Annotated in this window: 24 protein-coding genes; 14 read left to right on the top strand and 10 right to left on the bottom strand. The window is 63.9% G+C overall.

Annotation, left to right across the window (positions count from 1 at the left end; genetic code table 11):
- The first annotated feature begins 178 nt into the window (after positions 1-178).
- Positions 179-1,729 (top strand): MDR family MFS transporter, encoded by a 1,551-nt coding sequence (locus ACRECS_RS25535; RefSeq protein WP_431585809.1) that lies wholly within the window; start codon positions 179-181, stop codon positions 1,727-1,729.
- Here the strand turns inward: ACRECS_RS25535 and ACRECS_RS25540 are convergent.
- From ACRECS_RS25540 to ACRECS_RS25550, 3 genes are read right to left on the bottom strand one after another with little or no spacing between them, the layout of a single operon-like run.
- Positions 1,726-2,973: an MFS transporter gene (locus tag ACRECS_RS25540; RefSeq protein WP_431585786.1), complete on the bottom strand. Its 1,248-nt coding sequence runs from the start codon at positions 2,971-2,973 to the stop codon at positions 1,726-1,728. The genes ACRECS_RS25535 and ACRECS_RS25540 overlap by 4 nt on opposite strands.
- Positions 2,974-3,032: 59 nt before the next feature.
- A complete protein-coding gene (locus ACRECS_RS25545; RefSeq protein ID WP_431585787.1) occupies positions 3,033-3,917 on the bottom strand; it encodes an amidohydrolase family protein in 885 nt (294 codons plus the stop codon).
- A gap of 44 nt (positions 3,918-3,961) precedes the next feature.
- Entirely contained in the window at positions 3,962-4,777 is an 816-nt protein-coding gene (locus ACRECS_RS25550; RefSeq protein ID WP_431585788.1) for an HpcH/HpaI aldolase family protein, read from the bottom strand.
- Between the two features lie 176 nt (positions 4,778-4,953).
- Between ACRECS_RS25550 and ACRECS_RS25555 the strand changes: the two genes are divergently transcribed.
- The 7 genes from ACRECS_RS25555 to ACRECS_RS25585 all read left to right on the top strand — a co-directional run bounded on the left by ACRECS_RS25555 (position 4,954) and on the right by ACRECS_RS25585 (position 13,532).
- The gene (locus ACRECS_RS25555; RefSeq protein ID WP_431585789.1) at positions 4,954-5,949 is read left to right on the top strand and encodes a LysR substrate-binding domain-containing protein; all 996 of its coding nucleotides are present in this window, start codon (positions 4,954-4,956) and stop codon (positions 5,947-5,949) included.
- A gap of 371 nt (positions 5,950-6,320) precedes the next feature.
- The gene (locus ACRECS_RS25560; protein WP_431585790.1) at positions 6,321-6,710 is read left to right on the top strand and encodes a GlcG/HbpS family heme-binding protein; all 390 of its coding nucleotides are present in this window, start codon (positions 6,321-6,323) and stop codon (positions 6,708-6,710) included.
- A 75-nt stretch (positions 6,711-6,785) separates the two neighbouring features.
- Complete coding sequence (locus ACRECS_RS25565) at positions 6,786-9,158, top strand: TonB-dependent receptor (protein ID WP_431585791.1); 2,373 nt, start codon at positions 6,786-6,788, stop codon at positions 9,156-9,158.
- Between the two features lie 95 nt (positions 9,159-9,253).
- Positions 9,254-9,682, top strand: a complete 429-nt coding sequence (locus tag ACRECS_RS25570; protein WP_431585792.1) for a GlcG/HbpS family heme-binding protein — start codon at positions 9,254-9,256, stop codon at positions 9,680-9,682.
- Between the two features lie 34 nt (positions 9,683-9,716).
- Complete coding sequence (locus tag ACRECS_RS25575) at positions 9,717-11,354, top strand: thiamine pyrophosphate-dependent enzyme (protein WP_431585793.1); 1,638 nt, start codon at positions 9,717-9,719, stop codon at positions 11,352-11,354.
- Between the two features lie 130 nt (positions 11,355-11,484).
- The gene (locus ACRECS_RS25580; RefSeq protein WP_431585794.1) at positions 11,485-12,114 is read left to right on the top strand and encodes a YceI family protein; all 630 of its coding nucleotides are present in this window, start codon (positions 11,485-11,487) and stop codon (positions 12,112-12,114) included.
- Positions 12,115-12,182: 68 nt separating this feature from the next.
- The gene (locus tag ACRECS_RS25585; protein ID WP_431585795.1) at positions 12,183-13,532 is read left to right on the top strand and encodes a cytochrome b/b6 domain-containing protein; all 1,350 of its coding nucleotides are present in this window, start codon (positions 12,183-12,185) and stop codon (positions 13,530-13,532) included.
- A gap of 27 nt (positions 13,533-13,559) precedes the next feature.
- On the opposite strand, the gene ACRECS_RS25590 is transcribed toward ACRECS_RS25585, so the two are convergent.
- From ACRECS_RS25590 to paaG, 5 genes are all read right to left on the bottom strand, one after another.
- The gene (locus ACRECS_RS25590) at positions 13,560-14,174 is read right to left on the bottom strand and encodes a TetR/AcrR family transcriptional regulator (RefSeq protein ID WP_431585796.1); all 615 of its coding nucleotides are present in this window, start codon (positions 14,172-14,174) and stop codon (positions 13,560-13,562) included.
- A gap of 100 nt (positions 14,175-14,274) precedes the next feature.
- Positions 14,275-15,588, bottom strand: coding sequence for an AMP-binding protein (locus tag ACRECS_RS25595; RefSeq protein ID WP_431585797.1), 1,314 nt, complete (start codon positions 15,586-15,588; stop codon positions 14,275-14,277).
- Positions 15,589-15,609: 21 nt separating this feature from the next.
- Positions 15,610-15,921, bottom strand: coding sequence for an EthD family reductase (locus tag ACRECS_RS25600; protein ID WP_431585798.1), 312 nt, complete (start codon positions 15,919-15,921; stop codon positions 15,610-15,612).
- 10 nt (positions 15,922-15,931) lie between these two features.
- Positions 15,932-17,947, bottom strand: a complete 2,016-nt coding sequence (gene paaZ, locus ACRECS_RS25605; RefSeq protein ID WP_431585799.1) for a phenylacetic acid degradation bifunctional protein PaaZ — start codon at positions 17,945-17,947, stop codon at positions 15,932-15,934.
- Positions 17,948-17,961: 14 nt separating this feature from the next.
- Positions 17,962-18,753, bottom strand: a complete 792-nt coding sequence (gene paaG, locus ACRECS_RS25610; protein WP_431585800.1) for a 2-(1,2-epoxy-1,2-dihydrophenyl)acetyl-CoA isomerase PaaG — start codon at positions 18,751-18,753, stop codon at positions 17,962-17,964.
- Between the two features lie 89 nt (positions 18,754-18,842).
- On the opposite strand from paaG, the gene pcaF reads away from it, so the two are divergent.
- From pcaF to ACRECS_RS25640, 6 genes are all read left to right on the top strand, one after another.
- Positions 18,843-20,045, top strand: coding sequence for a 3-oxoadipyl-CoA thiolase (gene pcaF, locus ACRECS_RS25615; protein WP_431585801.1), 1,203 nt, complete (start codon positions 18,843-18,845; stop codon positions 20,043-20,045).
- 71 nt (positions 20,046-20,116) lie between these two features.
- On the top strand, positions 20,117-21,124 hold the full coding sequence (paaA, locus tag ACRECS_RS25620) for a 1,2-phenylacetyl-CoA epoxidase subunit PaaA (RefSeq protein WP_431585802.1): 1,008 nt from the start codon (positions 20,117-20,119) through the stop codon (positions 21,122-21,124).
- 23 nt (positions 21,125-21,147) lie between these two features.
- Positions 21,148-21,438, top strand: a complete 291-nt coding sequence (paaB, locus tag ACRECS_RS25625) for a 1,2-phenylacetyl-CoA epoxidase subunit PaaB (protein WP_431585803.1) — start codon at positions 21,148-21,150, stop codon at positions 21,436-21,438.
- Entirely contained in the window at positions 21,438-22,202 is a 765-nt protein-coding gene (gene paaC, locus ACRECS_RS25630; protein ID WP_431585804.1) for a 1,2-phenylacetyl-CoA epoxidase subunit PaaC, read from the top strand. The genes paaB and paaC overlap by 1 nt, the downstream gene beginning before the upstream one ends.
- A gap of 3 nt (positions 22,203-22,205) precedes the next feature.
- Entirely contained in the window at positions 22,206-22,703 is a 498-nt protein-coding gene (gene paaD, locus ACRECS_RS25635) for a 1,2-phenylacetyl-CoA epoxidase subunit PaaD (protein ID WP_431585805.1), read from the top strand.
- A 16-nt stretch (positions 22,704-22,719) separates the two neighbouring features.
- Positions 22,720-23,802: a 2Fe-2S iron-sulfur cluster-binding protein gene (locus ACRECS_RS25640; RefSeq protein WP_431585806.1), complete on the top strand. Its 1,083-nt coding sequence runs from the start codon at positions 22,720-22,722 to the stop codon at positions 23,800-23,802.
- A 153-nt stretch (positions 23,803-23,955) separates the two neighbouring features.
- On the opposite strand, the gene paaI is transcribed toward ACRECS_RS25640, so the two are convergent.
- Together paaI and ACRECS_RS25650 are read right to left on the bottom strand one after the other, a co-directional pair.
- Positions 23,956-24,405, bottom strand: coding sequence for a hydroxyphenylacetyl-CoA thioesterase PaaI (gene paaI / locus ACRECS_RS25645; protein WP_431585807.1), 450 nt, complete (start codon positions 24,403-24,405; stop codon positions 23,956-23,958).
- A gap of 62 nt (positions 24,406-24,467) precedes the next feature.
- A partial coding sequence (locus tag ACRECS_RS25650) for a TonB-dependent receptor (RefSeq protein WP_431585808.1) occupies positions 24,468-25,633 on the bottom strand: 1,166 nt, incomplete at its 5' end.

The raw sequence follows: 25,633 nt of genomic DNA on the forward strand, positions 1-25,633 counted from the left end.
CCAGCAGCTCGCCAATGCATCGGCCCATTATATCACCGATCAGCTGATGGAGAACGACAACCGGCCCGAGAAGGTGATCATCCCCGGTTTCACCAATACCACCTATCCACGCCTCACACCGCGCAGATAGGCCGGCCGGCTCGGTGAAGGCGGATTCAAGTCTTCTGGCCCCGGCCATATTGACCTCGTCTCGACCAGCGGCCGCCCAAACGAGACTCACATGACTGACAGCCACGCCCAACGCACCGGGAACATCCCGCCAGGTCGGTCAGCGGCCGGGCGCGAGCTGCGCATGGTGTTCGCAGCGCTGATGATGGTCCTGATCCTTGGGTCACTCGATCAGAGCATCGTGAATACGGCGCTGCCGCGCATGACCAGCGAGCTTGGCGGCATGGCTCATATCTCCTGGGTCGTGATGGCCTTTCTCCTCGCCACCACGGTATCGACCCCGATCTACGGCAAGCTCAGCGACATGTATGGCCGTCGCCGCCTGCTGATCGTGAGCATCTCCATCTTCCTGCTCGCGTCGACGCTCTGCGGGGTCGCGCAGACCATGCCGCAGCTCATCCTCTTTCGTGGCCTGCAGGGGCTCGGCGCGGGCGGCCTCGTGACGCTGACGCAAACCACGATCGGCGATCTTGTCGGGCCGCGGGGGCGGGGCCGGTACCAGGGGCTGTTCACTGGCGCGATCGCCATCAGCAGCGTCGCGGGGCCAGTGCTTGGCGGGATTCTGACCACCACATTGTCCTGGCGCTGGGTCTTCTATGTGAATCTGCCGATCGGTGCCGTTGCGCTCGCGCTCATTATGAGGGGGCTCCATCACAAGCCGCCGGTCACCTCCCACAAGGTGGATTTTCTCGGTGCGGCACTGCTGACTGGCGCGACCGTGTCTACGCTTCTCATCCTCAATTGGGCGGGATCGGTCATGCCCTGGGCTTCGGGATCATCGCTTGGCCTGATCGCGCTCGCCATCGGTTTGTTCGCGCTCTTTTTCCTCCAGGAGCGGCACGCCACGGAGCCGCTGATCCACCTGTCGATGTTCCGGATCCGAAGCTTCGTCATCGGCGTTTCGATCAGCGGGTGCATGGCGTTCGCGATGACCGGCGCCACCGTCTTCATGCCGCTCTATTTCCAGCTGGTCCTTGGGCTCGATCCGGCACGCGCGGGGCTCATGCTGGTGCCGCAGATCGCCGTGATGATCGTCACCTCGATTGCGGGTGGCCAGCTCTCGTCGCGAACCGGACTGGTGAAGCCGTTCATGATGCTCGGCGTCGGATGTGAGGCCGCGGCGCTGGTCGGTTGCGCGACGCTTGCATGGGCGGGAGCCGGGATCCCGGCGTTTCTGGTCGCGCTGGGCGTGCTTGGTTTCGGCATGGGCATGGGCATGCCGAATGCGACCGTCGTCATCCAGAATGCGGTTCCGCGCGCGCACCTCGGCGTGGCGACCGCAACCATGGGGTTTATCCGTTCCTTCGGAGGTGTGCTCGGCGTCGCGGTCTCCGGCGGCGCGATGGCGGCGCAATTGGGCCATTATGTCGATAGCAGCAGCGCGGGGCGGGGGATCGTCATGATCAAGGCGATGGTCGCGCCAGCCCGCGAAACGATGATCGAGGCCTATCGCCACGCCATCGCCGTCAGTTTCTCGATCGGCGGTGGCGTGATGGTGGTTGCGTTCCTGCTAGTCCTCACTCTCGGCGCGGTACGGATGGATGAGGAGAAGCAGCTTTAGCCAAAATTCTCCCGATTGGCGGCGTGCGAGCGAAACCGGTAAGCCGCGATCAGCGCGCCGCAGGCGACCAGCGCCGGGATCGCCGCGAACAGGAAAAGCGCGCTTGAGCTCAGCCCCGCACCGATCAATACGCCGCCGAGCAACGGCCCGACAATCGAGCCGAGACGGCCCATGCCCACGGTCCATCCGCTGCCGGCACCGCGTACGTGCTGCGGATACAGCTCGACGGTCATTGCCGGGAAGTTCAATTGTCCGCCCATCACGGCAACGCCGGCCAGGAACAGAAGCGTCATCGTCGCCGCGGTCGAGTGCAGATTGAGCCCCAGCGCCGCCACGGCAAATGTCCCCATGCCGATCAGCGCCGCGACCGGACGATAGGGACCGAAGCGATTGATCGCTGGTGCGAGGCAGAGTGCGCCGATGATGCCGCCAAGATTGAGTGCAACCCCCGCAAGGGCGGCCACACCCGGCGTTGCGCCGCTCGCCACCAGGATGCTCGGCGACCAGCTCACCAGGAAATAGACCAGGAGCATCAGGCAGAAGAGACCCAGCCAAAGCGTGAGCGCCGGCCAGAGGCGGCCGTCCGCGAACTGTTCGGTGAAGGTGGAAGTCAGGCGTTGCAACACGGGGCGGTGAGCCTGGGTGTCGCGGGGACGATATGTTTCCGGCAACAGCAGCGCGATGCCCAGTGCGAACGCGCAGGCGAACGCCGCCCAGAGGAAGATGTTCTGCCAGCCAAGATGAAGCAGCCCTGCGGTAATGGCACCGCCGACTACGGCCCCGGTTGGAAAGCCGATATACATCAGCGTGACCGTCCCCGACCGTTTTCCGGGGCGGGCATGCTCGGCGGTGAGTGAACTGACCGCGGGCAAGGCGCCGCCTAGCGCGATTCCCGAGATGAAGCGATACAGCATCAGCATCTCGAATGAGGTTGCCGTTGCGCACAAGGCCGTTGCCACCGCGGCAAGCGCGAGAGCGGAGATCAGCATGGGCCGCCGGCCGAGACGATCGGCCAATGGCCCCATGCTCACTGCCCCGAGGATGGCCCCGACATAGCAGACGGCGAAGAGCTTCCCGATGTCCGGTGCATGGAGCCCCCAGCCCTTCGCGATGAGAGGCGCGATAAAGCCGACCATTAGTGAGTCATATCCGTCGATCATCACGATCAGGAAACAGATCACGGTAACCCGTATCGAGATATCTCTGGGCGGGCCCTCCGAGGCCGTCTGCGCCTGTGCCGACATGATGTTTCCTCTCCACAATTGCTTATGCTTTTGTTGATCGCGACCGCGTCGCCCGGCGGCTAAGAGAAATCGAACAGCTTGCGTGGATTGTCCACGAGGATGAGTTTGCGGACTGCCGGATCCGGCGCCCAGTCAGCCAGCATGTTGAGCAGTTCGCCGGTGTCGCGGTCGCCGTCCGGAATATGCGGCCAGTCCGATCCCCAAAGGACCTTGTGCGGCGCGGCGGCAACGATGGCTCTGGCGATCGCGTCGACTGCCTCGACACTCGAATGGCGTGCGAGCCGGTAGGGGCCGCTCAGTTTCAGCCAGCCATGCCCGTCTCGCAGGAGGTCGAGCATGCGATCGAAATCGCCGTCGTTCAGGCCATCCTTTTCGAGCATATAGCCCATATGATCGATGACGAACTCGATCTCGAGATCGGCGAGAAAGTCGATGAGATCGCGGATGATCGCGCCGGGCGTGTAGAATTGCAGATGCCATCCGAGCGGACTGACTTTCGCCGCCATTGCCTCAATATAAGCCTTGATCTCATCACGAGGGAGCGCGGCGCGCTTGAACAGGTCGAGCCGGACGCCGCGGACACCCAGTGCGTGAAAGCGCGCCAGCTCGCTCGCCGGAATGTCAGGCTCCACCATGACGACGCCGCGTGCGCGGTCGCCGGCGCGCGACAGGGCGTCAAGCAGGCACGCATTGTCGGTGCCGTAGAATGACGGCTGGACGATCACGAACGCGTCGATGCCGATGATCGGCATAAGCCGGAGATAATGATCGAGCTGGCCGTCGGGCAGAGTGTAGTTCGGCGCCGGAATGCTCGGATAGATGTCGCGCGATTCGAACACATGGGTGTGCGCGTCGCACGCTCCTGCCGGGACCTCGAACTTGGGTCGTTCCAGCGTGTCGGCCGGCCGGCAGGGCGTGCAGACTTCGTTGGGCATTCCAGGCATCGATCAATCCTTGTTTAAGAAAATTAAGTGGCCGCGGGCGGGCGCTAAAGGCCGAAGCGGGCGCGCCAGTCGGCGGCGCGCTGATCGAGCGCGGTCGCGATCACGTCGGTGTCGATCCCGGCGAACACGAGCGGCGCAAATCCGATGTCGAGCAGGTCGCGCCAATGTTGCGGATCACCGACGCCCCCGATTACCGCGAGCTTGCCATGCCGCCGCGCCGCTTCCGCCACCGACCGGCAGGCGGCCATCACTTCGGGGCTTCCCACCTCGCCCGGGCAACCGAAATCCGCCGTCAGGTCATTGGTGCCAATGCCAAGGATATCGACACCATCGACGGCCGCGATCTTGTCGACATTCTCGATGCCCTTGCGCGATTCGAGTAGCACCTGGAGGACGACATCCTCGTTCGCGCGCCGGGTGAGGTCCGCCGCAGGCATCCGGACATAGCCATATTGCGGCAGGAGCGTCAGCGCGGAGCGTTGTCCAAGCGGTGGAAAGCGGCAGGCGGCGACAGCGTTAAGAGCTTCCTCCGCCGTCTCGATCTTGGGGGAGATGATGCCATTCGCGCCGCAGTCCAGCAGTCGTCCGATCACGCCATATTCGCGCTCCGGAACCCGCACCCAGGAAATCATGCCGAGGTCGGTGGCGGTCGCAGCGAGCTGGGCGGCGCAATCCACCGACATGCTGCTATGTTCGAGGTCGACCCAGATCAGGTCATATCCTGACCCTGACGCCATCCTGACGATTTCGGGCGTTCGGGCATTGCGGATGCCGAGCTGGATGATCGGTTCGCCCGCAGCAAGCCGCGCGACCACCGATCTGATCGGCAGAACCTCGCGATGCGGATTATAGCGTGCCACCGAGTCATCCTTCCCCAATTTGCGGAAGCGCGAGCGACAGCCGCGGCGTCAGCTTGAATGCCAACTCTCCATGCGGACGCCAGCCAGCGTCACGCACCTTCCGGGGTCAGATTGCCGCAAGCCTTTGTTGCGTGCTAATTCAAACCGCCTCGCCGATTGATTGGAAGCCAGTATCAATGAACTTGCGGCAGCTGCGCTATTTCGTTGTCCTCGCGGAGGAACTCCATTTCCGCCGTGCCGCTGAACGGCTGGCCATCACGCAGGCGCCATTGTCGGTGGCGATCCAGACGCTGGAGCGCGATATCGGGGCGTTGCTCTTTCATCGCACCCAGCGCCGCGTTGAACTGACGGAGATCGGCGCGGCATTTCGGAGTCACGCGCTGGCCATTCTCGAACGAGTCGATCTGAGCCTGAGCGATGTGCGGGACATCGTCGCGGGCGAAGCGGGGCAACTGCGCATTGGTTTCACCTCGGCATCCTCGCTGCTGTCCTTCTTCCCCAACATGATCTGCGCTTTCCGTCAGAGATATCCCAAGGTGCAGGTGACATTGCGCGACCTGACGTCGGCTAATCAGATCGTCGCCTTGCAATCGCGCGAAATCGATATCGGCATCATGCGCAGCAAGGGCGGGCTGCAGCCCGCCGATGTCTCCTACACCAGGCTGATTCGCGACCGGCTCGTCGTCGCGATGCATGTCGACAATCCCTTGAGCAAGATTCCGAACCTGAAGATCGCCGACCTGCGCGACGAGCCTTTCCTGTTCTATCCGCCGCATTCGGGCATCGGCATCTATGACCTGCTGCGCGAACTCTGTGCGAAGCGGGGATTCTCGCCCAATGTGGTGCAGGAGGTTTTCGACTCCTCGGCGATCGTGTGCCTAGCGGCGACCGGCCTGGGCATCGCCGTGGTTCCGGCGGAATTGCAGCGGATCAATATTCCCAACGTCCTGTTCAAGTCGCTGATCGATGGCGACGCCGTGACCGATGTCTGGCTGGTCAGCCGCGCCGGTGAACCGAGCCCGCTCATCGCCAGTTTCCGGCACATGGTGCTCGCCTCCGTGAAGACATGGGAGCTCGAGGATTCGCAGAATGTGGCCGCGCCGGGCGATGCCGCGCCGGTCAGCCCGTCGATGGATTCAGCTGTGGTGACCACGACCGCCGCAAACCTCTGAAAGCAGCGATGATCAGGCGGCCTGCTCCAAGGATCGATACGAAAATGCAATCAATCCGGCATTCATTCTGAATTGGAGCCAATGGATAGACTGCGCCTATCATCAGCGCTGAAGATCGGGACTGCGGCCTTGCCCACAGGATAATCCCCGACGAAACAGCGGTGGGAGAGCGTGTCGTGAAATCTGCGCTGGCATTATTCGCGGTGGTTGCGGCGACCGTGGCGACTGCTGGGGATGCGCAATCGGATGCCAGACGCAACTCCGGTTTTCCACTGGACTTTGGCCGACCCAATGAGGGCCTCCCGCTTCCCGATGGCCCCCGTGGCCCACCGCCGCAGCGCGCCCCCTATGCACGTGGCGTTCCGATGGAATTGGCCCTGGTCGCGGCCAAGGCAGCCGCCGCCGCATGCACGGGTTCCAGGATCGGGGTCGCCATCATTGATTCCGCGGGCATGCCGAAGCTTTTCTACATTCCCGACGGCACCACCGGCTATCATGCCTATACCGGATTCAGGAAAGCCTGGACGGCGCTGACGTTCAGGATGCCCACCTCTGAGGTCGGCGCGTTGACCAGGGCCAACCCGGCGGTGCGTGCGCGCATCGTCGACGACAGCAATTTCCTAAGCTTCGCGGGCGGCCTGCCGATCTTCGTCAAGCATGAGCTGATCGGCGCGATCGGCGTCAGCGGCGCCGAGCCGAGTGCAACCGATGAGCGATGCGCGGTCATCGCGCTCGGGAAGATCCAGTCGCGGCTCCGATAGCCCAGAACCTAGATCGCCGATGACAATCTAAGGCGGCAGCGGCCAGCGAGAAAGAGAAGAGGGGAGATGACGGACATGGCGAAATTCAACAATGGGGTCCGACGCAAGGTTTTGATCCTGCTGGGATCGACGTCATTGCTGTCGCCGGTTTCGGCCTATGCTCAAGCGCAGCCGGCGCCGCCCCCCGCCCCTGTTTCCGCTGATGCCCAGGCCGCCGATCAAGCTGATGCCGGGATCGCGGACATCGTCGTCACCGCGGAGCGCCGCTCGAGCTCGGTTCAGGACACGCCGATCGCCATCACGGCCTTTACCGGGACGGCCCTGGCCGAACAGGGCATCGTGAACGTGGAGAACCTTTCCGAGGTCACGCCCAGCCTGCAGATCTATGCCGAGCAGATCAATAATGAGGAATATACGATCCGCGGCATCGGCCGGTCGAACGAAGATCTGACCACCGATTCCGGCGTCGCGGTCAACATCAACGACGCCTATCTCGCTCAGCCGAGCGAAGCCAATGCGGCGTTGTTCGATATCGAACGTGTGGAGGTACTGCGCGGACCGCAGGGTACGCTGTACGGCAAGAATGCCGTGGGCGGCGTCATCAACATCATCACGCGCAAGCCGACCGACAAGCTTGACGGGTACGCTGCCGCGGAGATTGGCGGCCTCGGTCGGCGCCAGTTCGAAGCGGCGGTGGGCGCGCCGGTGGTCGACGGCCTGTTGTCGGCCCGGATCGCCGGCTTCTCGCTCCATACCGACGGTGCCTATCGCAACCTGACGACCGGGGAGCGCGCGAACGGTCAGGACATCCAGGCGCTCCGGGGCTCGCTGCGTTTCACGCCCAGCGAGAAATTCGAGGTCAATCTGGTCGCGGATTATTCGGACATCAAGCAGGACGGCGTGCTCAAGAGCGTCATTGTTGACACACCCGGCCTGCCCTTCATCCTCAAGGATTTCTTTCCCGGGCCCTATCCCACCCAGGAAGCCGATATCCGCTCCGGGCGGAGCAACCTGAATGGCAGTCAGGGTATTCGCCAATGGGGCGGGCTGCTCCGCGCCGACTATTATTCGGATGCCGGTACGATCTCGTTCCTGAGCTCGTACCGGAAGGAACGCAGCTATAATTCAGAGGATGTCGATCGCACCGCGCTTCAGATCAACAACTTCTTTGCCCGCCAGCACAGCTGGGCAACGAGCCAGGAGCTGCGCTTCGTTTCGGACGATGATGGGCCGCTCTCGGCCAACGGTCGACTGCATTGGTCCGGCGGGCTTTACTGGTTTCATGAAGAAGGCCAGCGCAATCAGTCAATCTATCTGACCGGGCGGATCCCGGGGAGCCAGCCCGGCGACCCGGACGATCCCGACAACGGTCTGATCGGCCCTGGTTCGCCCGACGCACAGGATAGTACGGCAAGCTTTCTGCAGCGTTTGAACACCGACAGCTATGCCGCTTTCGGCCAGGCGAAGTACGATATCACCGATCGGCTGGGGATCACATTGGGGCTGCGCTACACCAGCGAGACCAAGGCATTCTCGCTGGATGCGACGTCGGTGGCGAACACTCCCGGGGGCGATCCGTTCGCGCTGTTCCTGCCGGACGGGCCCTTCTCCGAATCGACCAGCGCGACGTTCAGGAAGCTCACGCCGAAAGTCGTTGTCGAATATGAGCCCAACGCGGACATCCATGCCTATGCGAGCTATGCGCGCGGCTTCAAGAGCGGCGGGTTCAACGGGCAGGCGGGTAGTCCGGCGGACATGACGCCCTTCGCGCCCGAGGTCGCCGACAATTACGAACTCGGTATAAAGACCGACCTGTTCGATCGCCGGCTGCGCATCAACGCGGCGGCATTCTTTGTGAAATTCAAGGATCTGCAGGTCAGTGGTGTCAACGCACAGGGGCTGATCATCACCGAAAATGCCGCCGATGCGCAGATCAAGGGCATCGAGGTGGAAGCGACGGTGCGACCCTTCTCCGCCCTGACACTGCGCGGCGGCCTGTCGCTGCTCGATGCGAAATATAAGGATTATATGATCGAAACGTTCGACCCCACGATTCAGGGCGGGCCCCCGTTCGTGACGCTGGACCTGAACGGCAAGCGGCTCACCAGCACGCCCGAATATTCGGCAACCGCGGCGGCCGATTATGTCGTGGATCTGTCCGGCGGGTCGAACATCAAGTTCAGCGTCGATGCGACCTTCAAGGGCGATACCCTGTCGAACGAACTGACGCTGCGATCCAATGCCTATGCGGTGGTCAATGCCAGGATCGGCTGGACCTCGTCCGACGGCCGCTGGGATATCGCTGGCTGGGTGCGCAACCTCACCGACAAGGTCTATTATCGCGGCGGCGGCGCCTTGCCCGATTTCAACAGGACTACCTCCCGGATCGGCCTGGTTTCGGATCCCCGAACCGCCGGTGTCACCGTCAAGATCGCGTTCGGCAATTGAGGCGCGAGGTTGGGCGCGAAGTGCCTGGTCCGCATTTCAGACAATCGAATGTGCCTGGAGCGTCCGGGCATCATTTCAAACCAATGAGCTGAATGATGGCAACACTCTCTCTCGACCTGGCGAGACAGGTCATCGACGCGGCGATGCGGCGCGGCGGCGAACTCGGATTGAAGCCGCTCAGCGTTGCGGTGCTCGACCCGGGCGGCCATCTGATCGCCTTTCAGCGCGCCGATCGTGCGTCGACGCTGCGCGCGCAGATCGCGATCGGCAAGGCCGCGGGCGCGCTCGCGCTTGGTGTGTCCTCGCGCAAGATCGGGGATATGGCGGCGGAGCGCCCGACCTTTATCGGCTCGCTTGGCGCGATCGCCCCGGCCGGCATTGTGCCCGCTGCCGGCGGTATCATCGTCATCGCCGCCGACGGGGCGCCAATCGGTGCCGTGGGCGTCACCGGCGATACATCCGACAATGACGAGCTCTGTGCGCTTGCCGGCATCGAGGCCGCGGGTCTCGCCGCGCAGCCATAGCCGGCCGGTCGACGATGCTCTTCAGGAGTTTCCAATGACTGACAAGACAGCGGCGCAGGCCATGGTCGACGCCCTTATCGTCAATGGCGTCGATACCGTGTTCGGGCTTCCCGGCGCGCAAATGTATCCGCTCTTTGATGCGCTGTACGATGCCGATCACAGCATCCGGACGATCGGCGCACGGCATGAGCAGGGCCTTGCCTATATGGCGTTCGGCTATGCCCGATCGAGCGGCCGGCTCGGCGTCTATTCACCGGTCCCCGGTCCCGGGGTTCTCAACGCGACAGCGGCGATGTGCACATCACTTGGCGCCTGCGCTCCGACGCTTTGCCTCACCGGAGAGATACCGTCGATGTTCAAGGGGATGGGGCGGGGCCATCTCCACGAGCTGCCCGACCAGCTCGGCATTCTCAAGCGCCTGACGCATTATGCGCAGCATATCGAAACGCCGGCCGACACGCCGGCGGCGATGACTGCGGCGATCAGCGGTGCGATGTCGGGCCGCAAGGGCCCGGCCGCGCTCTCGATCTGCTGGGACCATCTCGGGATGCGGGCGGACATGGCGGACGCCGCACGCGTGTCGGCTCCCGCCGCGCCCGCACCGGATGACGACGCGCTTACCGCCTGTGTGCGATTGATCCGGGCGGCCCGGCGGCCGATCATTTTCACGGGCAGCGGGGCGCAGGATGCGGCGCCTGAAATCGGCCTGCTGGCCGAGGCGCTCAACGCGCCGGTGGTCGGGTTTCGCGGCGGACGGGGGGTCGTGGGCGAAGATCGTCCGCTCGGCCTGAGCATGGCGGCGGCATGGACTCTGTGGGCCGAATGCGACCTGATGATCGGCATCGGAACCCGGCTCGAGATCCCGTTCATGCGGTGGGGCGGGATGATGCAGTACAACCGCTCGCTGCCCGGCCGGAAACTGATCCGCATCGACATCGACCCGGCCGAAATGGACCGGCTCGACACTGACGGACCCCTGGTTGCTGACGCCGCAGCCGGCGCGTCTGCCTTGGTGCATGCGTTGGTGGCTACCGGGCACACGCCCCAAGGCGACCTCGAGCAGATTGCCGCAGCCAAGGCGAAGGCCGCGCGCGACATCCGTAGCGTGCAGCCCCAGATGGATTATCTCGATGCGATCCGTGACGTGCTGCCGCGCGACGGATTCCTGGTCGAGGAGCTTTCGCAGATGGGCTTCACCTCCAACTTCGGATTTCCCGTCTACGCGCCCCGGACCTATGTCAGTTGCGGCTATCAGGGCACGCTCGGCTTCGGCTTCCCGACGGCGCTCGGCGTGAAAGTGGCGCATCCCGACAAGGCAGTGGTCTCGGTGACGGGCGATGGCGGGTTTCAGTTCGCGCTGCCCGAGCTGGCGACGGCGGTCCAGCACGGCATCAACCTGGTCACGATCGTGTTCGACAATGGCTGTTATGGCAATGTGCTGCGCGACCAGGAGACGCGCTTCAACAACCATGTGATCGGTGCCGACCTGGTCAATCCCGATTTCGTGAAGCTTGCCGACAGCTACGGCATCCGATCATGGGTCGTCGACAGCCCGTCCGAGATGCGCCCTGCGCTTGAGGCGGCGCTCGCACTCGGTGCCCCCGCGCTGATCCAGGTGCGGGTCGCGCGCGGCTCGGAGGTTTCGCCCTGGTCCTTCATCTCTCCCCAGTGATGATGCCCATGACGACAATCATTATGGCCCGGTTGCTGAAATAAACTTATCATGTTAAATTAATTGAGATGACCCTGTCGCGGACTGTGTCGCGAGCCTGACAGGTCAATGAACATGGGAAAGGGTAAGCATGCGCACGTCTGCAGCATTGATCGGAACCGCCGCTCTGGCGATTGTCGGACTCCTCACCGCGGCGATCGACAAGCCGGACACGTCCGCATCGGCAATGCCGGCGGGGAACTATGTGCTCGACCCGCGTCACGCCAGCCTTGTTGCCAGGGTCAAGCATCAGGGCTTCTCCTTCTACACGCTGCGCTTCACTGGCCTGGATGCCGGTTTCGGCTATGATCCGGCGCATCCGGAGGCGAGCAAGCTCAGCGTGAAGATCGCCGCCGATTCGATCGACACGGCGACCGGCGCCGATCCCTTCGGCAAGGCATTCAACACAGAGCTCCTCGCGGCCGACTGGCTTGACGCAAAGCGGTTTCCGACGATCAGCTTCACCTCGGCATCGATCGATCTCGGCGACGGCCATATCGGGAAGGTCACCGGAGATCTGACGCTCCACGGCATCACGAAGCCGGTCACGCTCGACGTCACCTTCAACGGTTCGGGCAAGGGCATTCCCGGCGGCGAGACCCGTGCGGGTTTTTCGGCAACGACTGTGATCAAGCGTTCCGATTTCGGCGTCACGAAATATGTGCCCGTTATCGGCGATGAAGTTCAGCTGGCGATCGAAGCCGAATTCAAGAAGAAGTGAACAAGCCTCAGCTGACCTGAGGATGCCTATCTGTGGGCTTCCACAGCCGGCCCGCAGGGAATACCGATATGACCATGACAGACCCAAGCCCGGCTGCCGATTCCTCGATCGACGCTCCTGTTCCCGCGACATCGTACACGCGCGTCGCGATCGCGCTGCACTGGATCATCGCCTTGTGCCTCCTCGGGCAGATCGCACTGGGATGGCGGCTCCACGATGTCCCGGACGGGCCCGCGCGCTATGCCGCGTTTCAGCTGCACAAATCGATCGGGATCTCCATCCTGCTGCTCAGCGTCGCTCGCCTCGCCTGGCGCCTGCTGCATCCCGCGCCTCCCGAAGAGTCGATGCCATACTGGCAGCGCCTCGCCTCGGGCGTGGTTCACTGGGGTCTCTACCTCATCATGATCGGCCTGCCTTTGACCGGATGGATCATGGTGTCGACCAGCAAGCTCCCCATCCCGACACGGCTGTTCGGCGTGGTGCCATGGCCCGCTGTGCCGGGCCTGTCCCATCTCGAACCCGCGACCAAGGCGATCTGGAACAGCGTCGGCAATACTGGCCATGCGGCACTGGTCTATCTCACCATTGCCCTGCTCGTGCTTCACCTCGGTGCCGTTGTGAAGCATCAGCTCATCGACAAGGACAAGATATTCGCACGCATGGTGCCGGGCGCCTTGCCCGGCTGGAAGGAGCCGCGTTTCTGGGGTCTTGCCGCACTGGCACTGGCTGCCGCGCTGATTGGCTCCAGCCTTGTGCGTGTCGACAAAACGGAGCGCGGGCCTCTTGCGCCTGAGACCAGCCAGTTGCCGCCGGTGCCCGTTGCCGTACCGGTCGCGTCGCCGGTGCCGGTGGCGACCCCATCGACCGCCGTTACGCCGCCCGTTCCCTCACCTACGCCGACGGAATCCGCCGCCCAGCTCACCCGCTGGACGGTGCAGGACGGGAAACTTGGCTTCTCCACCAACTGGGCCGATACGCCGATCACCGGGTCCTTCTCGCGCTGGACCGCGGATATCGTCTTCTCACCCGACATGCTTGAGAGATCGACCCTCACGGTGCGCATCGACCTCGCGTCGGTATCGACCGGAGACAGCCAGCGGGACGCCGCCTTGCCGACCTCCGACTGGTTCGACATTGCCGCGCACCCTTCGGCTATTTTTCGCAGCGACCGGATCCGGTCCACCGGCGGCGACAATTATGTCGCGACCGGAACGCTCGACCTGCGCGGCACAAAAAAGAAGTTCGCCGTGCCCTTCACCGTCAGGATCAAGGATGAGTCCGCATCGGCGCATGGCGCGTTCACGCTCGACCGCACCCTGTTCGGGGTCGGTCAGGGCGAATGGTCGACGACTGACCAGATTCCCGCCGCCGTGTCGGTGAAATTCTCGCTCCGGGCGAAGGGTGCGCCCGCGAAATGATGCGGCCCCGCCGCCGGATCGGCCCGCTCAGCTAATGGCTGTGGCCGATGTGTTTCGGTCGAGACCGGCCAGGAACATGTCGGCCGCCATGTCGGCGATCTCGGCGCCCTTGACCGGGCCTGACGGATCGAACCAGGTGTGGGTCCAGTTCAGCATGCCGAAGAACATCATCACGAGCGCGCGCCTGTGCGACTTGGCACTGCTCAAATCGGGCCGCAGCTCGATCAGCAACTGATCGACCAGATCGAGCAGGGCACGCTGATGTGCGACGATGACGGATCGCCGTTCGACCGGAAGATTGCCGAGTTCGTTCAGCAGGACCTTCTGGTTCGACTGCGCTTCGGCATAGAGGTCCATCAGTGCATGGGCGATGGTTCTGATCTTTGTCGGGGCATCGCCGGGGCCGTCGATGATATCCCGTGCCGCCTGGGTCAGGCCCTGAACATGCGAATCCATGACGTCGTAGAGAATGTCCTCTTTCGACGGATAATAGTGATAGATCAATGATTTGGATGTCTTGCAGGCAATGGCGATCTGCGCCACCGAGGCGCCGAGAAAGCCACGCTTGGCGTAAAGCTCGGCGGCGGTCTTCATGATCGTCTCGCGGCGCTGGTCGTAATCTGCCGCCTGAGTTCTGGCCATCGTGAAACCTCTGTCTGTCTGCGACGACGGTTAGGCGATTGACCGGGAAACTTCCACATTGTCGATCAACCGCCGTTCAGGCCCGATGTCAGACAGGGTATCAGGCAAGCGCAGCCTCGGCCGGCAGGCCCTTGGGACGAAGATCGCGGACGCGTGTTGCCTTCCCGTTGGAGCGCTGAATGACGCCCGGCGCGCACAATTTGATCGTCGCGCTGATCCCGATCGCGGTCTTGATATAGCCGGCGAGACGGCGGGTTTCATCTTCCGCGTCTGGCGTGTCGAATTTCGGTTCGACCAATATGGTGACCTCGTCCATCCGGTGCGGCCGGGCAATCTCGACCTCGAAATGCGGCGCGAGCGCTGCACAGCGCAGCAGCTGCTCCTCGATCTGGGTCGGAAAGACATTGACGCCCCGGATGATCAGCATGTCGTCACATCGCCCGGTGATGCGGCCCATTCTCCTGAACGGCGAGCTCGTGCCGGGAAGGAGGCAGGTCAGGTCGCGGGTGCGATAGCGGATGACCGGCATCGCGCGCTTGGTCAGCGAGGTAAACACCAGCTCGCCCTGCTGGCCATCGGGCAGGGGGGCGCCGGTCACCGGGTCGACGATCTCGGCGAGGAAGTGATCCTCCCAGATGGTCGGGCCATTCTGATCGACGGCAAATTCCGACGCGACACCGGGCCCCATCACTTCCGACAGGCCATAGATATCGACCGCCTTGATGTCGAAAGCGCCTTCGATCTCGCGCCGCATCGCATCGGTCCAGGGTTCCGCGCCGAAAATCCCGATCTTCAGCGACGTGGATCGCGGATCCACGCCTTGGCGGCGAAACTCGTCGAGAATGGTCAGCATATAGCTCGGTGTGACCATGATGATGTCGGGTTGGAAATCGAGGATCAGCTGAACCTGCTTTTCGGTTTGCCCGCCCGACATCGGAATGACGGTATATCCCGATGTCTCCGCGCCGAAATGCGCGCCGAGACCGCCGGTGAACAGGCCATAGCCATAAGCGATATGGACCTTCATCCCCGGCGTGCCGCCGGCGGCGGCGATCGACCGGCCGATCAGCATTGCCCAGTTCGCCAGATCATCGCGCGTATAGCCGACCACCGTCGGTTTGCCGGTCGTGCCCGACGAAGCGTGGATGCGCGCGACATCGGCCATCGGCACGCTGAAGAAGCCGAACGGATAATTGGCGCGCAGGTCCGCCTTGGTGGTGAAGGGAAACCTCGCGATGTCCGCCACCGTCTCGAGATCGGCGGGCGTCACGCCGATGGCGTCGAATGCGGCGCGGTAATGCGCGTTGTTGGCATAGACATGTTCGAGCGTCGATCTCAGCCGTTCCAGCTGGAGATCCTCCAGACGCCGGCCAGCCAGGTCGAACAGGCTCGGTTGCGAGATATCGAACGACACGCAATTCTCCCCGGTGATGGCTCAGGCCGCCTCTTCGGTGACGACGAGCATGGTCACCAGACCCTTTGCGAAGCTCATCACATCCTTGCCCGCCGCGCGATTCTCCGGCGATGCCATGGCCGTGTCGAATGCCTGCCGGTCGGCGAAATGCAGTTCGGCGATCTGAAAATAGGGCGGATCGCCGCCCATCAGATTGGCATCGACCCGGTTCACCACCGCCTTTTGCAGGCCCGGCACCTTCATGATCAGCGGCATGTGGACGTCGTGATAATGCGCGAGGAAGGCCTCGGTGTCGTCGGGCCGCGTGTAGAGCGCGAGCAGTTTCACGGTCATCGAATCTTCCTCAATTGGCGTTCATGGTGAGCAGGTCATAGGTTGCGACCGGTTCCCCATCCTGGTTGGTGACCAGCGCGTCCCAGCGCACTTCGCCATATTCGGCATTGCGGCGGCTCTTGCTCTTGGCGGTCAGCCGCACGGTGATCGCATCGCCGGGGGATACCGGCTTCAGGAAGCGCAGATCGTCCAGGCCGTAATTGGCCAGCACCGGGCCCGGCGCGGGGTCGACGAACAGGCCCGCCGCAAACGACAGGATCAGATAGCCGTGCGCGACCCGACCCGGGAAGAACGGGTTCGCCGCCGCCGCTTCCTCGTCCATATGCGCGTAGAATGTGTCACCGGTGAATCTCGCGAAATGTTCGATATCGTCGAGCGTGATGGTCCGGGCATCGGTGGTCAGCGACTTGCCGATCTCCAGCGTATCGAAGCCGAGCCGGAAGGGATGCTCGCCGTCATCCACCAGCGGCGCGCCTTCGAACCAGCGCCGGCCGATCGCCGCCAGCATACGCGGGGACCCCTGCAATGCGGTCCGTTGCATATAATGATGAACCCCGCGGATGCCGCCCATCTCCTCGCCGCCGCCGGCCCGGCCCGGCCCGCCATGGACGAGGCCGGGCAGGGGAGACCCGTGGCCGGTCGATTCCCGTGCGCAGTCCCGGTCGGCGATCAGCACGCGGCCGTGGAATGCGGCCGCGCCCGACACCATCGTCGCGGCGATGGCCGGATCATGGGTAAACAGCGACATCACCAGCGATCCCTGTCCCCGGTTGCACAAGTGTATGGCATCGGCGAGATCGCGATAGGGCATCAATGTCGACACCGGACCGAACGCTTCCCGGTCATGGACAGTCGCCGTCTCCCAGGGTGTGTCGCATCGTAGCAGGATTGGCGACATGAACGCGCCGCTCCGGGCCGGTGGCGCGTTGGGATCGCCGAACACGATCCTCGCATCGGCAGCGAGCGCGGCCACGGTGGCGCGCACGTCAAGCAACTGACGCTCGCTCACCAGCGCACCCATGGTGACGCCTTCCTGCGCGGGATCGCCGACCACGATGTCGGCCAGTTTGGCGACGATCGCGGCCTCGACCGTATCAATGAGCTCGGCGGGCACGAAAGTCCGGCGGATCGCCGTGCATTTCTGGCCGGCCTTCACCGTCATTTCCCGTACCACCTCCTTGACGAACAGCTCGAACTCGGGCGTGTCGGGGGTACAATCGGGACCGAGCACTGTGGCGTTCAGGCTGTCGCGCTCGGCGATGAAGCGAACGCTGTCCCGGGCAATGACCGGATGCGCCTGCAGCTTTTGCGCGGTCGCGGCGGAGCCGGTGAACGACACCACATCCTGGCAGGTCAGATGATCGAGCAGATCGCCGACCGACCCGGTCACCAGCTGCAGCGCACCGTCCGGCAGCACGCCAGTGTCGAGCAGGATCCGGACACAGGCTTCGGTCACATAGGCAGTCGACGAGGCCGGCTTGACGATCGCCGGCACGCCCGCGAGCAGCGTCGGCCCGAGCTTCTCCAGCATGCCCCAGACGGGAAAGTTGAAGGCGTTGATGTGAATCGCCACGCCCTGCAGCGACGAATAGACATGCTGGCCGACAAAGCTGCCGCGCTTCGACAAGGGTTCGGCCGGGCCGTCGAGCAGCACAATGTCATTGGGCAGTTCGCGTTTGCCCTTCGATGCATAGGAGAACAGCGTCCCGGCGCCGCCTTCGATATCGATCCAGCCATCGCCCCGGGTCGCGCCGGTATGGGCGGAGAGCGCGTATAATTCCTCCTTCCGCGCCATCACGGCTTCGGCCAGCGTCTTGAGCATCTTGGCGCGGTCGTGGAAGGTCATTGCGCGAAGGGTGGGACCACCGACCGTGCGGGCGTGCCGCACCATGCCTGCAAAATCCACGCCGTGCGATCCGATCTCGGCAACCGGCTCGCCGGTCACTGCCGACGCGATCGTTTCGAGCCCGGTCGCGGCACCGAACCAGTCGCCGGCGACATAGCTCATCAGTTTCAGCGGCTTCATAATGTCTCCGAGGCTCAGCAGCCGGTAAAGGCGGGGGGGCGTTTTTCCAGAAAGGCGGCAATGCCCTCCTGATAATCGTGCATGCGGCCGAGCCTGCGCATCTCATCGCGCTCCAGGTCGAGTTCGGCGTCGAGACTATTGGCCCATGTCGCGCGGATCATCGCCTTGGTCGCGGCAAGCCCTGCTGTCGGCGCGACGGCAAATCTGGCGGCGAGCGCGTTGGTGGCCGATACGAGATCCTCGTCCTCGACCATTTTCCAGATCAGGCCCCAATCGGCGGCGCGTTCGGCCGTGATCGGTTCTCCGGTCAGCGCCATGCCAAGTGCGCGCGCCTGACCGGCGAGCCGGGGCAGAGTCCATGTCCCGCCGCTGTCGGGGATCAGCCCGATGCTGGCAAAGGACTGGATGAATTTGGCCGACCGCGCCGCAATCACGATGTCGCAGGCCAGGGCGAGGTTCGCCCCGGCGCCTGCCGCAACGCCATTGACGGCGCAGATGACGGGCACGGGCAGCGTGACGAGCCGGCGGACCAGGGGATTGTAAAAGCGTTCGACCGAGTCTCCCAGATCCACGCCTTCGGCCCCGGGTGCCACGGCGCGATCGTTGAGATCCTGCCCGGCGCAAAAGCCTCGCCCGGCGCCGGTGAGCAGCAGCGTGCGAAGTGATGGGTCGGCCCGGGCACGATCGAGCGCGTCGGCGACTTCGCCATGCATCGCCACCGTGAAACTGTTCAGCCGGTCGGGCCGGTTCAGCGTCAGCCGGGCGATGCCATCGGCTGTGTCGAACGCGATCGTCTCGTATGCCAAGCCCTCTCTCCTTGCAGCTGTCAGATCCGCCGTCTATGGCGCGTTTGTAAAGAAGACCGTCCGGTCGGTCAATCAATTAGGAGCATGATATGTCCGATGCTTTTCTCTGTGATGCGGTGCGGACGCCGATCGGCCGCTATGGCGGTTCGCTTGCCGAAGTGAGGCCTGACGATCTCGCCGCCGTGCCGATCCGGGCGCTCAAGGCACGCAACCCCGGTATCGAATGGGGGCGGCTTGACGACTCGATTCTCGGGTGCGCCAATCAGGCCGGCGAGGATAATCGCAATGTCGCGCGGATGGCGGTCCTGCTGGCGGGATTGGGCGACGCAGTGCCGGGCACCACCATCAATCGCCTGTGCGGATCCGGCATGGATGCGGTCGGCACCGCCGCGCGCGCGATCAAAGCGGGCGAAGCCGATCTCTATCTCGCCGGCGGGGTCGAGAGCATGACCCGCGCGCCGTTCTTGATGGGCAAGGCGACATCGGCCTATTCGCGCACGGCGGAGATGGTCGACACGACGATCGGATGGCGCTTCGTGAACCAGGCGCTGAAGTCGGAATTCGGGATCGATTCGATGCCCGAGACCGCGGAAAATGTCGCCCAGGCCTATGATATCAGCCGGGCGGATCAGGACAGCTTCGCCGTCGAAAGCCAGGATCGTGCGGCGCGCGCGCAGGCATCCGGCCGTTTCGACAGCGAAATCGTGCCGGTGTCGGTGGCGCAGCGTAAAGGCGACGCGGTGCTGGTCGTCCGCGACGAACATCCCCGCGCGACCTCGATCGAGGCGCTGGCTCGGCTCAGGCCGATCGTGCGCCCGGACGGAACGGTCACCGCGGGCAATGCGTCCGGCGTCAATGACGGTGCCGCCGCCATGCTGATCGCGTCCGAGGCCGGCGCGCGGGATCATGGCCTGACGCCGCGTGCGCGCATCGTGGCGACGGCGGTGGCCGGGGTCGCGCCACGCATCATGGGCATTGGCCCGGCGCCGGCGACGCGTCTGGTGCTGGCAAAGGCTGGCTTGTCGCTCGGCGATATCGATGTGATCGAATTGAACGAGGCGTTCGCGGCGCAGGGACTTGCCGTGCTGCGCCAGCTTGGGCTTCCGGACAAGGCCGATTTCATCAATCCCAATGGCGGCGCAATCGCGCTCGGCCATCCGCTCGGCATGTCCGGCGCCCGGCTCGTAATGACCGCCGCCGAGCAGCTTCATATCTCAGGCGGGCGTTATGCATTGTGCACCATGTGCATCGGGGTCGGCCAGGGAATCGCGATGGTCATCGAGCGGGTCTGATGCCGGCAGAATTAGTTGACCGTCCGGTCGGACAATGATAACGACATGGCAATAGTCGAGAGGATTGAGCGATGTACGTGCAGGATGTGAAGCCTGGCGCAAGCGAAGGCCGGACCGCGATTGCCCCTGTGATTTCCGTTGCCGAGGACCCGGCGCGGCTCGCCGCTTTCGAGGCAAGGGTCGCGGCGGACGAGTTCATCGAACCGAAGGACTGGATGCCCGAGGCCTATCGCAAGACCCTGATCCGGCAAATATCGCAGCACGCGCATAGCGAGATCGTCGGCATGCTACCGGAGGGCAATTGGATCAGCCGCGCGCCGACGCTCCGGCGCAAGGCGATCCTGCTGGCCAAGGTGCAGGACGAGGCGGGGCACGGGCTTTATCTCTACTGCGCGGCCGAAACGCTTGGTACCTCGCGTGACCAGATGACCGACGCGCTACTCAGCGGGCGCGCGAAATATTCGACGATCTTCAATTATCCGACGCTGACCTGGGCCGATATCGGCACGATCGGCTGGCTGGTCGACGGCGCTGCGATCATGAATCAGGTGCCGCTGCAGCGCACCTCCTACGGGCCCTATGCCCGGGCGATGGTCAGGGTGTGCAAGGAAGAGAGTTTCCACCAGCGCCAGGGATATGAGGCGGTGATGGCGCTGGCCGCCGGCACACCCGAGCAACGGCGCATGGCGCAGGACGCGCTCGATCGCTGGTGGTGGCCGTCGCTGATGATGTTCGGGCCGCCCGACGATCAGTCGCCGAATTCCGAACAGTCGATGCGCTGGCGGATCAAGCGCGACACCAATGACGAACTGCGCCAGAAATTCGTCGATATCGCCGTGCCCCAGGCCGAGGCGATCGGCCTGGTGATCCCCGATGCCGATCTTGCCTGGAACGAGGACAAGGGCGGTTATGATTTCGGCACGCCGGATTGGGAGGAATTCTTCGCCGTGGTGCGCGGCGAAGGTCAGTGCGCGCGTGAACGGATCAAGGCGCGTCGCGATGCGTGGGAAAATGGCGCCTGGGTGCGTGCCGCCGCCATGGCGCATGCCGACAAAATGGCGGCCCAGCGCGCGGCCTGATGCCGCGCTTTCAGGAAAGGTCGATGTCGATGAGCCGGGAATTGCCGCTCTGGGAAGTGTTTGTGCGAGCCAGGAACGGCCTGTCGCACCGCCATGTCGGCAGCGTCCACGCTGCCGACGCGCGGATGGCGATCGAGGGCGCGCGCGACGTCTATACGCGCCGGTCGGAGGGCGTCAGCCTGTGGGTCGTGCCGTCTGATGCGATCACCGCGTCCGATCCCGGTGAGGCCGCGTCGCTGTTCGAGCCGGCGGAAGACAAGGTGTATCGTCATCCGACCTTTTACGACGTTCCCGACACCATCAAGCATATCTGATGGCCGACCTGCTTCAACCCGCCCGGCTCGCCTCGGTGCTTGCGCTTGGTGACGATGCGCTGATCCTCGGCCAGCGTCTCGGCGAATGGTGCGGGCATGCGCCGACCGTCGAACTCGATCTGAGCCTGGCCAATCTCGCGCTTGACCTGATCGGCCAGGCGCAGTTGTTTCTCGACCACGCGGCTAGCATCGAAGGCGCGGGCCGCGACGGCGACGCCCTGGCCTTTCGCCGCGACGTTCATGATTTCCGCAATTGCCTGCTGGTCGAACAGCCCAATGGCGACTTTGGCCGGACGATCGTTCGACAGCTGCTTTTCTCGGTGTGGCAGCTCGCCCTTTTCGAGGCGATGACCGCGCTGCGCGACGCGCGGCTGGCGGAAATCGCTGCCAAGGCGGTCAAGGAAGTCGCCTATCATGCGCGGCTGGCGAGCGACTGGGTGATCCGCCTGGGCGACGGCACAGAGGAGAGCCATGGTCGCATCGTCGATGGTCTGGACTGGCACTGGCGCTTCATCGATGAACTGTTCACCGTCGATGCGCCGGAACAGGCGCTGGTCGATGCGGGGCTGGCGGTCGACCGCGCCGCGCTGCGTCCCGCCTGGGACCAGTCGATCGGCAGCGTCCTGGCCAAAGCCGGTATCGATCGGCCGAAATCGGGTCGCGGCGTGACGGGGGGGCGGCAGGGCCGGCACGGCGAGCATCTCGGCCATATATTGTCGGAGATGCAGTTTCTGCAGCGCGCCTATCCGGGCGCAAGCTGGTAGCGGATGATCACCGCCGCCCCAAATGTCATCGACCGGATCCGCGCAGCGATCATGGACGTGCCGGATCCGGAGATCCCCGTCATCACGCTGGAGGATCTGGGCGTTATCCGTGCGGTGCAGCCGGCGCGCGGCGGCGGCTATGAAGTCCTGCTGACGCCCACCTATACCGGTTGCCCGGCGACACTCGTCATTGAAACGAGCGTGCGTATCGCGCTCGACATAGCCGGCTTCGCGGACGTCGCCATTCGCTCGGTCCTGTCGCCGCCCTGGACCACTGACTGGATCAGCGATGCCGGCCGGGACAAGCTTCATGCCTATGGCATCGCACCACCGGCGCGGGGCGACGGTCGCGGCACATTAGCGGATGAGGGACCGGCGACATGTCCGCAATGCGGATCGTCGCACACGATCGAGATCAGCCGGTTCGGGTCGACGCCGTGCAAGGCGCTGTGGCGATGCAGCGACTGTGCCGAGCCGTTCGACCGGTTCAAATGTATTTAGGACGAATGATCGAACAATGACGAGCAAGACTGATTTTCACTCGCTCCGCGTTGCCGATATCCGGCGCGAGACGGCCGATGCCGTATCGATCAGGCTCGACGTGCCCGAAAGCCTGCGCGAGCGATTCCGGTTCGAGCCGGGCCAGTATCTCACCCTGCGTGCCGAGCTCGACGGGGAGGATGTTAGGCGCAACTATTCGGTCTGCTCGGCGCCGCTCGACGACGAACTGCGCATTGCCGTTAAACTGCTACCGGGCGGCCGTTTCTCGAGCTTCGCCAATGACCGGCTACAGGTCGGCGACCAGCTCGACGTGCTGCCGGCCGCCGGGCATTTCACGGCAATTTTCTCGCCCGGACAGGAACGGCGCTATGCCGCCTTTGTCGCCGGTTCGGGCATCACACCGGTCCTGTCACTGATCAAGACGGCGCTTTCGGTTGAGCCCGGCAGCAGCTTCACGCTGTTCTATGGCAACCGCATGAGCAGCCAGGTGCTGTTCCTGGAGGAACTGGCGGCGCTCAAGAATCGCTTCATGGGCCGGCTCGCGATCTTCCATTTCCTGACCATGGAGGAAGAGGAGGTCGCCTTGTTCAACGGCAGGCTCGACCGCGAAAAATGCGATGAGATACTGACCACGCTGATCGATCCGTGCGCGACCGATCTGTTCTTTGCCTGCGGCCCCGAAGGCATGATGACCGCCGCCGAACAGGCGCTGCTGGCGCGCGGCGTGCCGGAGGATCGCATCCTGCTGGAGCGCTTTACCAGCGCGGGATCGAGCCCGGTGCTCGACGAAGCGGCGCAGGCACGTGCGCTGGCCGCCGCGGGTCGGCGCATGGGCGTCATTCTCGACGGGCGCAAGCTGACCGTCACCTTCGATGCCGACCGCGGCAATATCCTCGACAGCGTGCGCGCGACCGGTGCGGCGGCGCCTTTCGCGTGCAAGGGGGGCATTTGCGCAACCTGCCGGGCAAAAGTGGTCTCCGGCGCGGTCGAGATGCGGTTGAACTATGGTCTGACCAGGGAGGAGGTCGCGGCCGGCTATATCCTGACCTGCCAGTCAATGCCGATATCGGACGATGTGGTCGTCTCCTACGACAGCTGAGCGATCCGGAGCATGGCAGAGCGCTGAAGTTTAGGTAAATATCTGATATATAACAGATTATAGCATCCCGATGCAGCGATGATGGGCAATATGATATGACACAACCGGTGTCCCATATCTCTCGCCGGCCTTCACACCGGACCTCGCATGCCTCTAATCCGAGCCGGCGTTCTGCGTTTCAATCACGGGGCGTTCGAGCGAACGCGAGAGTCCCTGGAAGATCGCGAGAAGGCGGCCATCGCCGGTTCTGACCTGCACGTCATAGACTCCCGTTCGCCCCGCCTGGCCGGATCGCGTCGCTTCGGCGATGATCCGTTCGCCGCGTCGGCTGGGGGACAGGAAGGTGATCGATCCGCCCTGCGCGACGGTGGCGATATTCTCCGAATTGCAGGCATAGGCGAACGCCTGGTCGGCGAGCAGGAACAGGATGCCGCCATGCGCGCTGCCAAAGCCGTTCAGCATGCGATCGTCGAGCGTCAGCGACGCCGTCGCGTGCCCCGTGCCGATCGAGTCCAGCGCGATATCCAGCAGCGCGGTCGGTCCCTCGCTGCGCCGCATCAGCTCAGCGACATCGCGCGGTGTCGGTGCGTCTGCAACGGGCATCTCGATCATCCTGTCAGCCAAAGCCGGGGCGGGCGAGCTCACCGTCGCGCCGCGGTCTCCGCTCAGAAGTTGAAGCCCAGCGTGAGGCCATAGGTCCGGGGCTCGCCGAACAGCGCGAACGCGACGCGGCTGTCGCGCTGGGAAAAGACGTGCGTGCGATATTCGGTATTGGTCAGGTTCTTGCCCCAGATGCTCAGCTCGAGATGCCCGTCGGCCGAGGTGATCCCGAGCGAGGCATCGACCAGGTCATAGCCGGGGATCACGGTGATCGGGTTGTTGTCGGCGTCATAATAGCTGAGGCTCTGATATTTATAGTTTGCCCGGGCCGCGATCTTCTCGCCGCCGGCGAGGCGGAAGGAATATTCCGCATAGGCGCTGGCGGTATATTCGGGCGCCTGTCTCAGGCGATTGTTGGTGAACGCGCCAGTGACGATCTGTGACGGCGTGCCGGTGAACTGGGTGTAGCGCGCGTCGAGATAGGCGAAGGTGCCGCCGATCTCCACGCCGCTGAGCGGACTCGCTGCCACTTCCAGCTCGATGCCCTTGATGCGCGCCTTGCCGGCATTCTCGGTGATGAACTGGCCAAAGGTGGTGCCGGCGGGCTGGAAGAAGCGGGTCACCTGAAGGTCGCGGTAATCGGTGTAGAAGGCGGCAAGGTTGAGCCGGAGGCGGCGGTCGAACAGCTCGCTCTTCACGCCCAGTTCGTAATTGGTCGCCTTCTCCGGTGCGAACGCTCTGGTCGCCACCAGCGCGGTCGATGCGGTGCCGGTGAAGCCGCCGCTCTTGAAGCCGGTGGCCACACTTGCATAGGTCAGCAGGCGCGGCGCGATTTCATAATCCGCGATCACCTTCCAGCTGAAGTTCGACCAGCTCGCCTTGGCCGCGACCAGGGGATAGGCTTGCAGCAGGAGCGGGAGGCCCGACACGATCCGCGATTCGGAGGTGATCTCCTTTCGTTCGTACGAATAGCGCCCGCCCGCGGTGATCTTCAGCTTGTCGAGCGGCCGGTAGGATGCCTGGGCATAGCCGGCATAGGCAAAGCCGTCATTGGATTGATATGAATTGGAGATGCTCGGCAGGCGATCGCTCCGCCCCAGTGCCGGGAAGTTGAAGCCCTCGATTCGGAAATTCTTTTCCTTGGTCAGGAAAAGGCCGGCGATCCAGTCGAACCGCTCGCCCGACGGCGAGGTGAGCCGAAGCTCCTGGGTGTATTGCCGTGGCTTTTCAT

Source organism: Sphingomonas sp. (assembly GCF_050725575.1).
Lineage (GTDB): Bacteria > Pseudomonadota > Alphaproteobacteria > Sphingomonadales > Sphingomonadaceae > Sphingomonas.

What these genes read in the sequence shown, in the direction of transcription:
- ACRECS_RS25540 (WP_431585786.1), bottom strand. Translation starts at nt 2,973, where the DNA reads ATGTCGGCACAGGCGCAGACGGCCTCGGAGGGCCCGCCCAGAGATATC.
- ACRECS_RS25545 (WP_431585787.1), bottom strand. Translation starts at nt 3,917, where the DNA reads ATGCCTGGAATGCCCAACGAAGTCTGCACGCCCTGCCGGCCGGCCGAC.
- ACRECS_RS25555 (WP_431585789.1), top strand. Translation starts at nt 4,954, where the DNA reads ATGAACTTGCGGCAGCTGCGCTATTTCGTTGTCCTCGCGGAGGAACTC.
- ACRECS_RS25565 (WP_431585791.1), top strand. Translation starts at nt 6,786, where the DNA reads ATGGCGAAATTCAACAATGGGGTCCGACGCAAGGTTTTGATCCTGCTG.
- ACRECS_RS25570 (WP_431585792.1), top strand. Translation starts at nt 9,254, where the DNA reads ATGGCAACACTCTCTCTCGACCTGGCGAGACAGGTCATCGACGCGGCG.
- ACRECS_RS25575 (WP_431585793.1), top strand. Translation starts at nt 9,717, where the DNA reads ATGACTGACAAGACAGCGGCGCAGGCCATGGTCGACGCCCTTATCGTC.
- ACRECS_RS25580 (WP_431585794.1), top strand. Translation starts at nt 11,485, where the DNA reads ATGCGCACGTCTGCAGCATTGATCGGAACCGCCGCTCTGGCGATTGTC.
- ACRECS_RS25585 (WP_431585795.1), top strand. Translation starts at nt 12,183, where the DNA reads ATGACCATGACAGACCCAAGCCCGGCTGCCGATTCCTCGATCGACGCT.
- ACRECS_RS25590 (WP_431585796.1), bottom strand. Translation starts at nt 14,174, where the DNA reads ATGGCCAGAACTCAGGCGGCAGATTACGACCAGCGCCGCGAGACGATC.
- ACRECS_RS25600 (WP_431585798.1), bottom strand. Translation starts at nt 15,921, where the DNA reads ATGACCGTGAAACTGCTCGCGCTCTACACGCGGCCCGACGACACCGAG.
- paaZ (WP_431585799.1), bottom strand. Translation starts at nt 17,947, where the DNA reads ATGAAGCCGCTGAAACTGATGAGCTATGTCGCCGGCGACTGGTTCGGT.
- pcaF (WP_431585801.1), top strand. Translation starts at nt 18,843, where the DNA reads ATGTCCGATGCTTTTCTCTGTGATGCGGTGCGGACGCCGATCGGCCGC.
- paaA (WP_431585802.1), top strand. Translation starts at nt 20,117, where the DNA reads ATGTACGTGCAGGATGTGAAGCCTGGCGCAAGCGAAGGCCGGACCGCG.
- paaB (WP_431585803.1), top strand. Translation starts at nt 21,148, where the DNA reads ATGTCGATGAGCCGGGAATTGCCGCTCTGGGAAGTGTTTGTGCGAGCC.
- paaC (WP_431585804.1), top strand. Translation starts at nt 21,438, where the DNA reads ATGGCCGACCTGCTTCAACCCGCCCGGCTCGCCTCGGTGCTTGCGCTT.
- paaD (WP_431585805.1), top strand. Translation starts at nt 22,206, where the DNA reads ATGATCACCGCCGCCCCAAATGTCATCGACCGGATCCGCGCAGCGATC.
- ACRECS_RS25640 (WP_431585806.1), top strand. Translation starts at nt 22,720, where the DNA reads ATGACGAGCAAGACTGATTTTCACTCGCTCCGCGTTGCCGATATCCGG.
- paaI (WP_431585807.1), bottom strand. Translation starts at nt 24,405, where the DNA reads ATGCCCGTTGCAGACGCACCGACACCGCGCGATGTCGCTGAGCTGATG.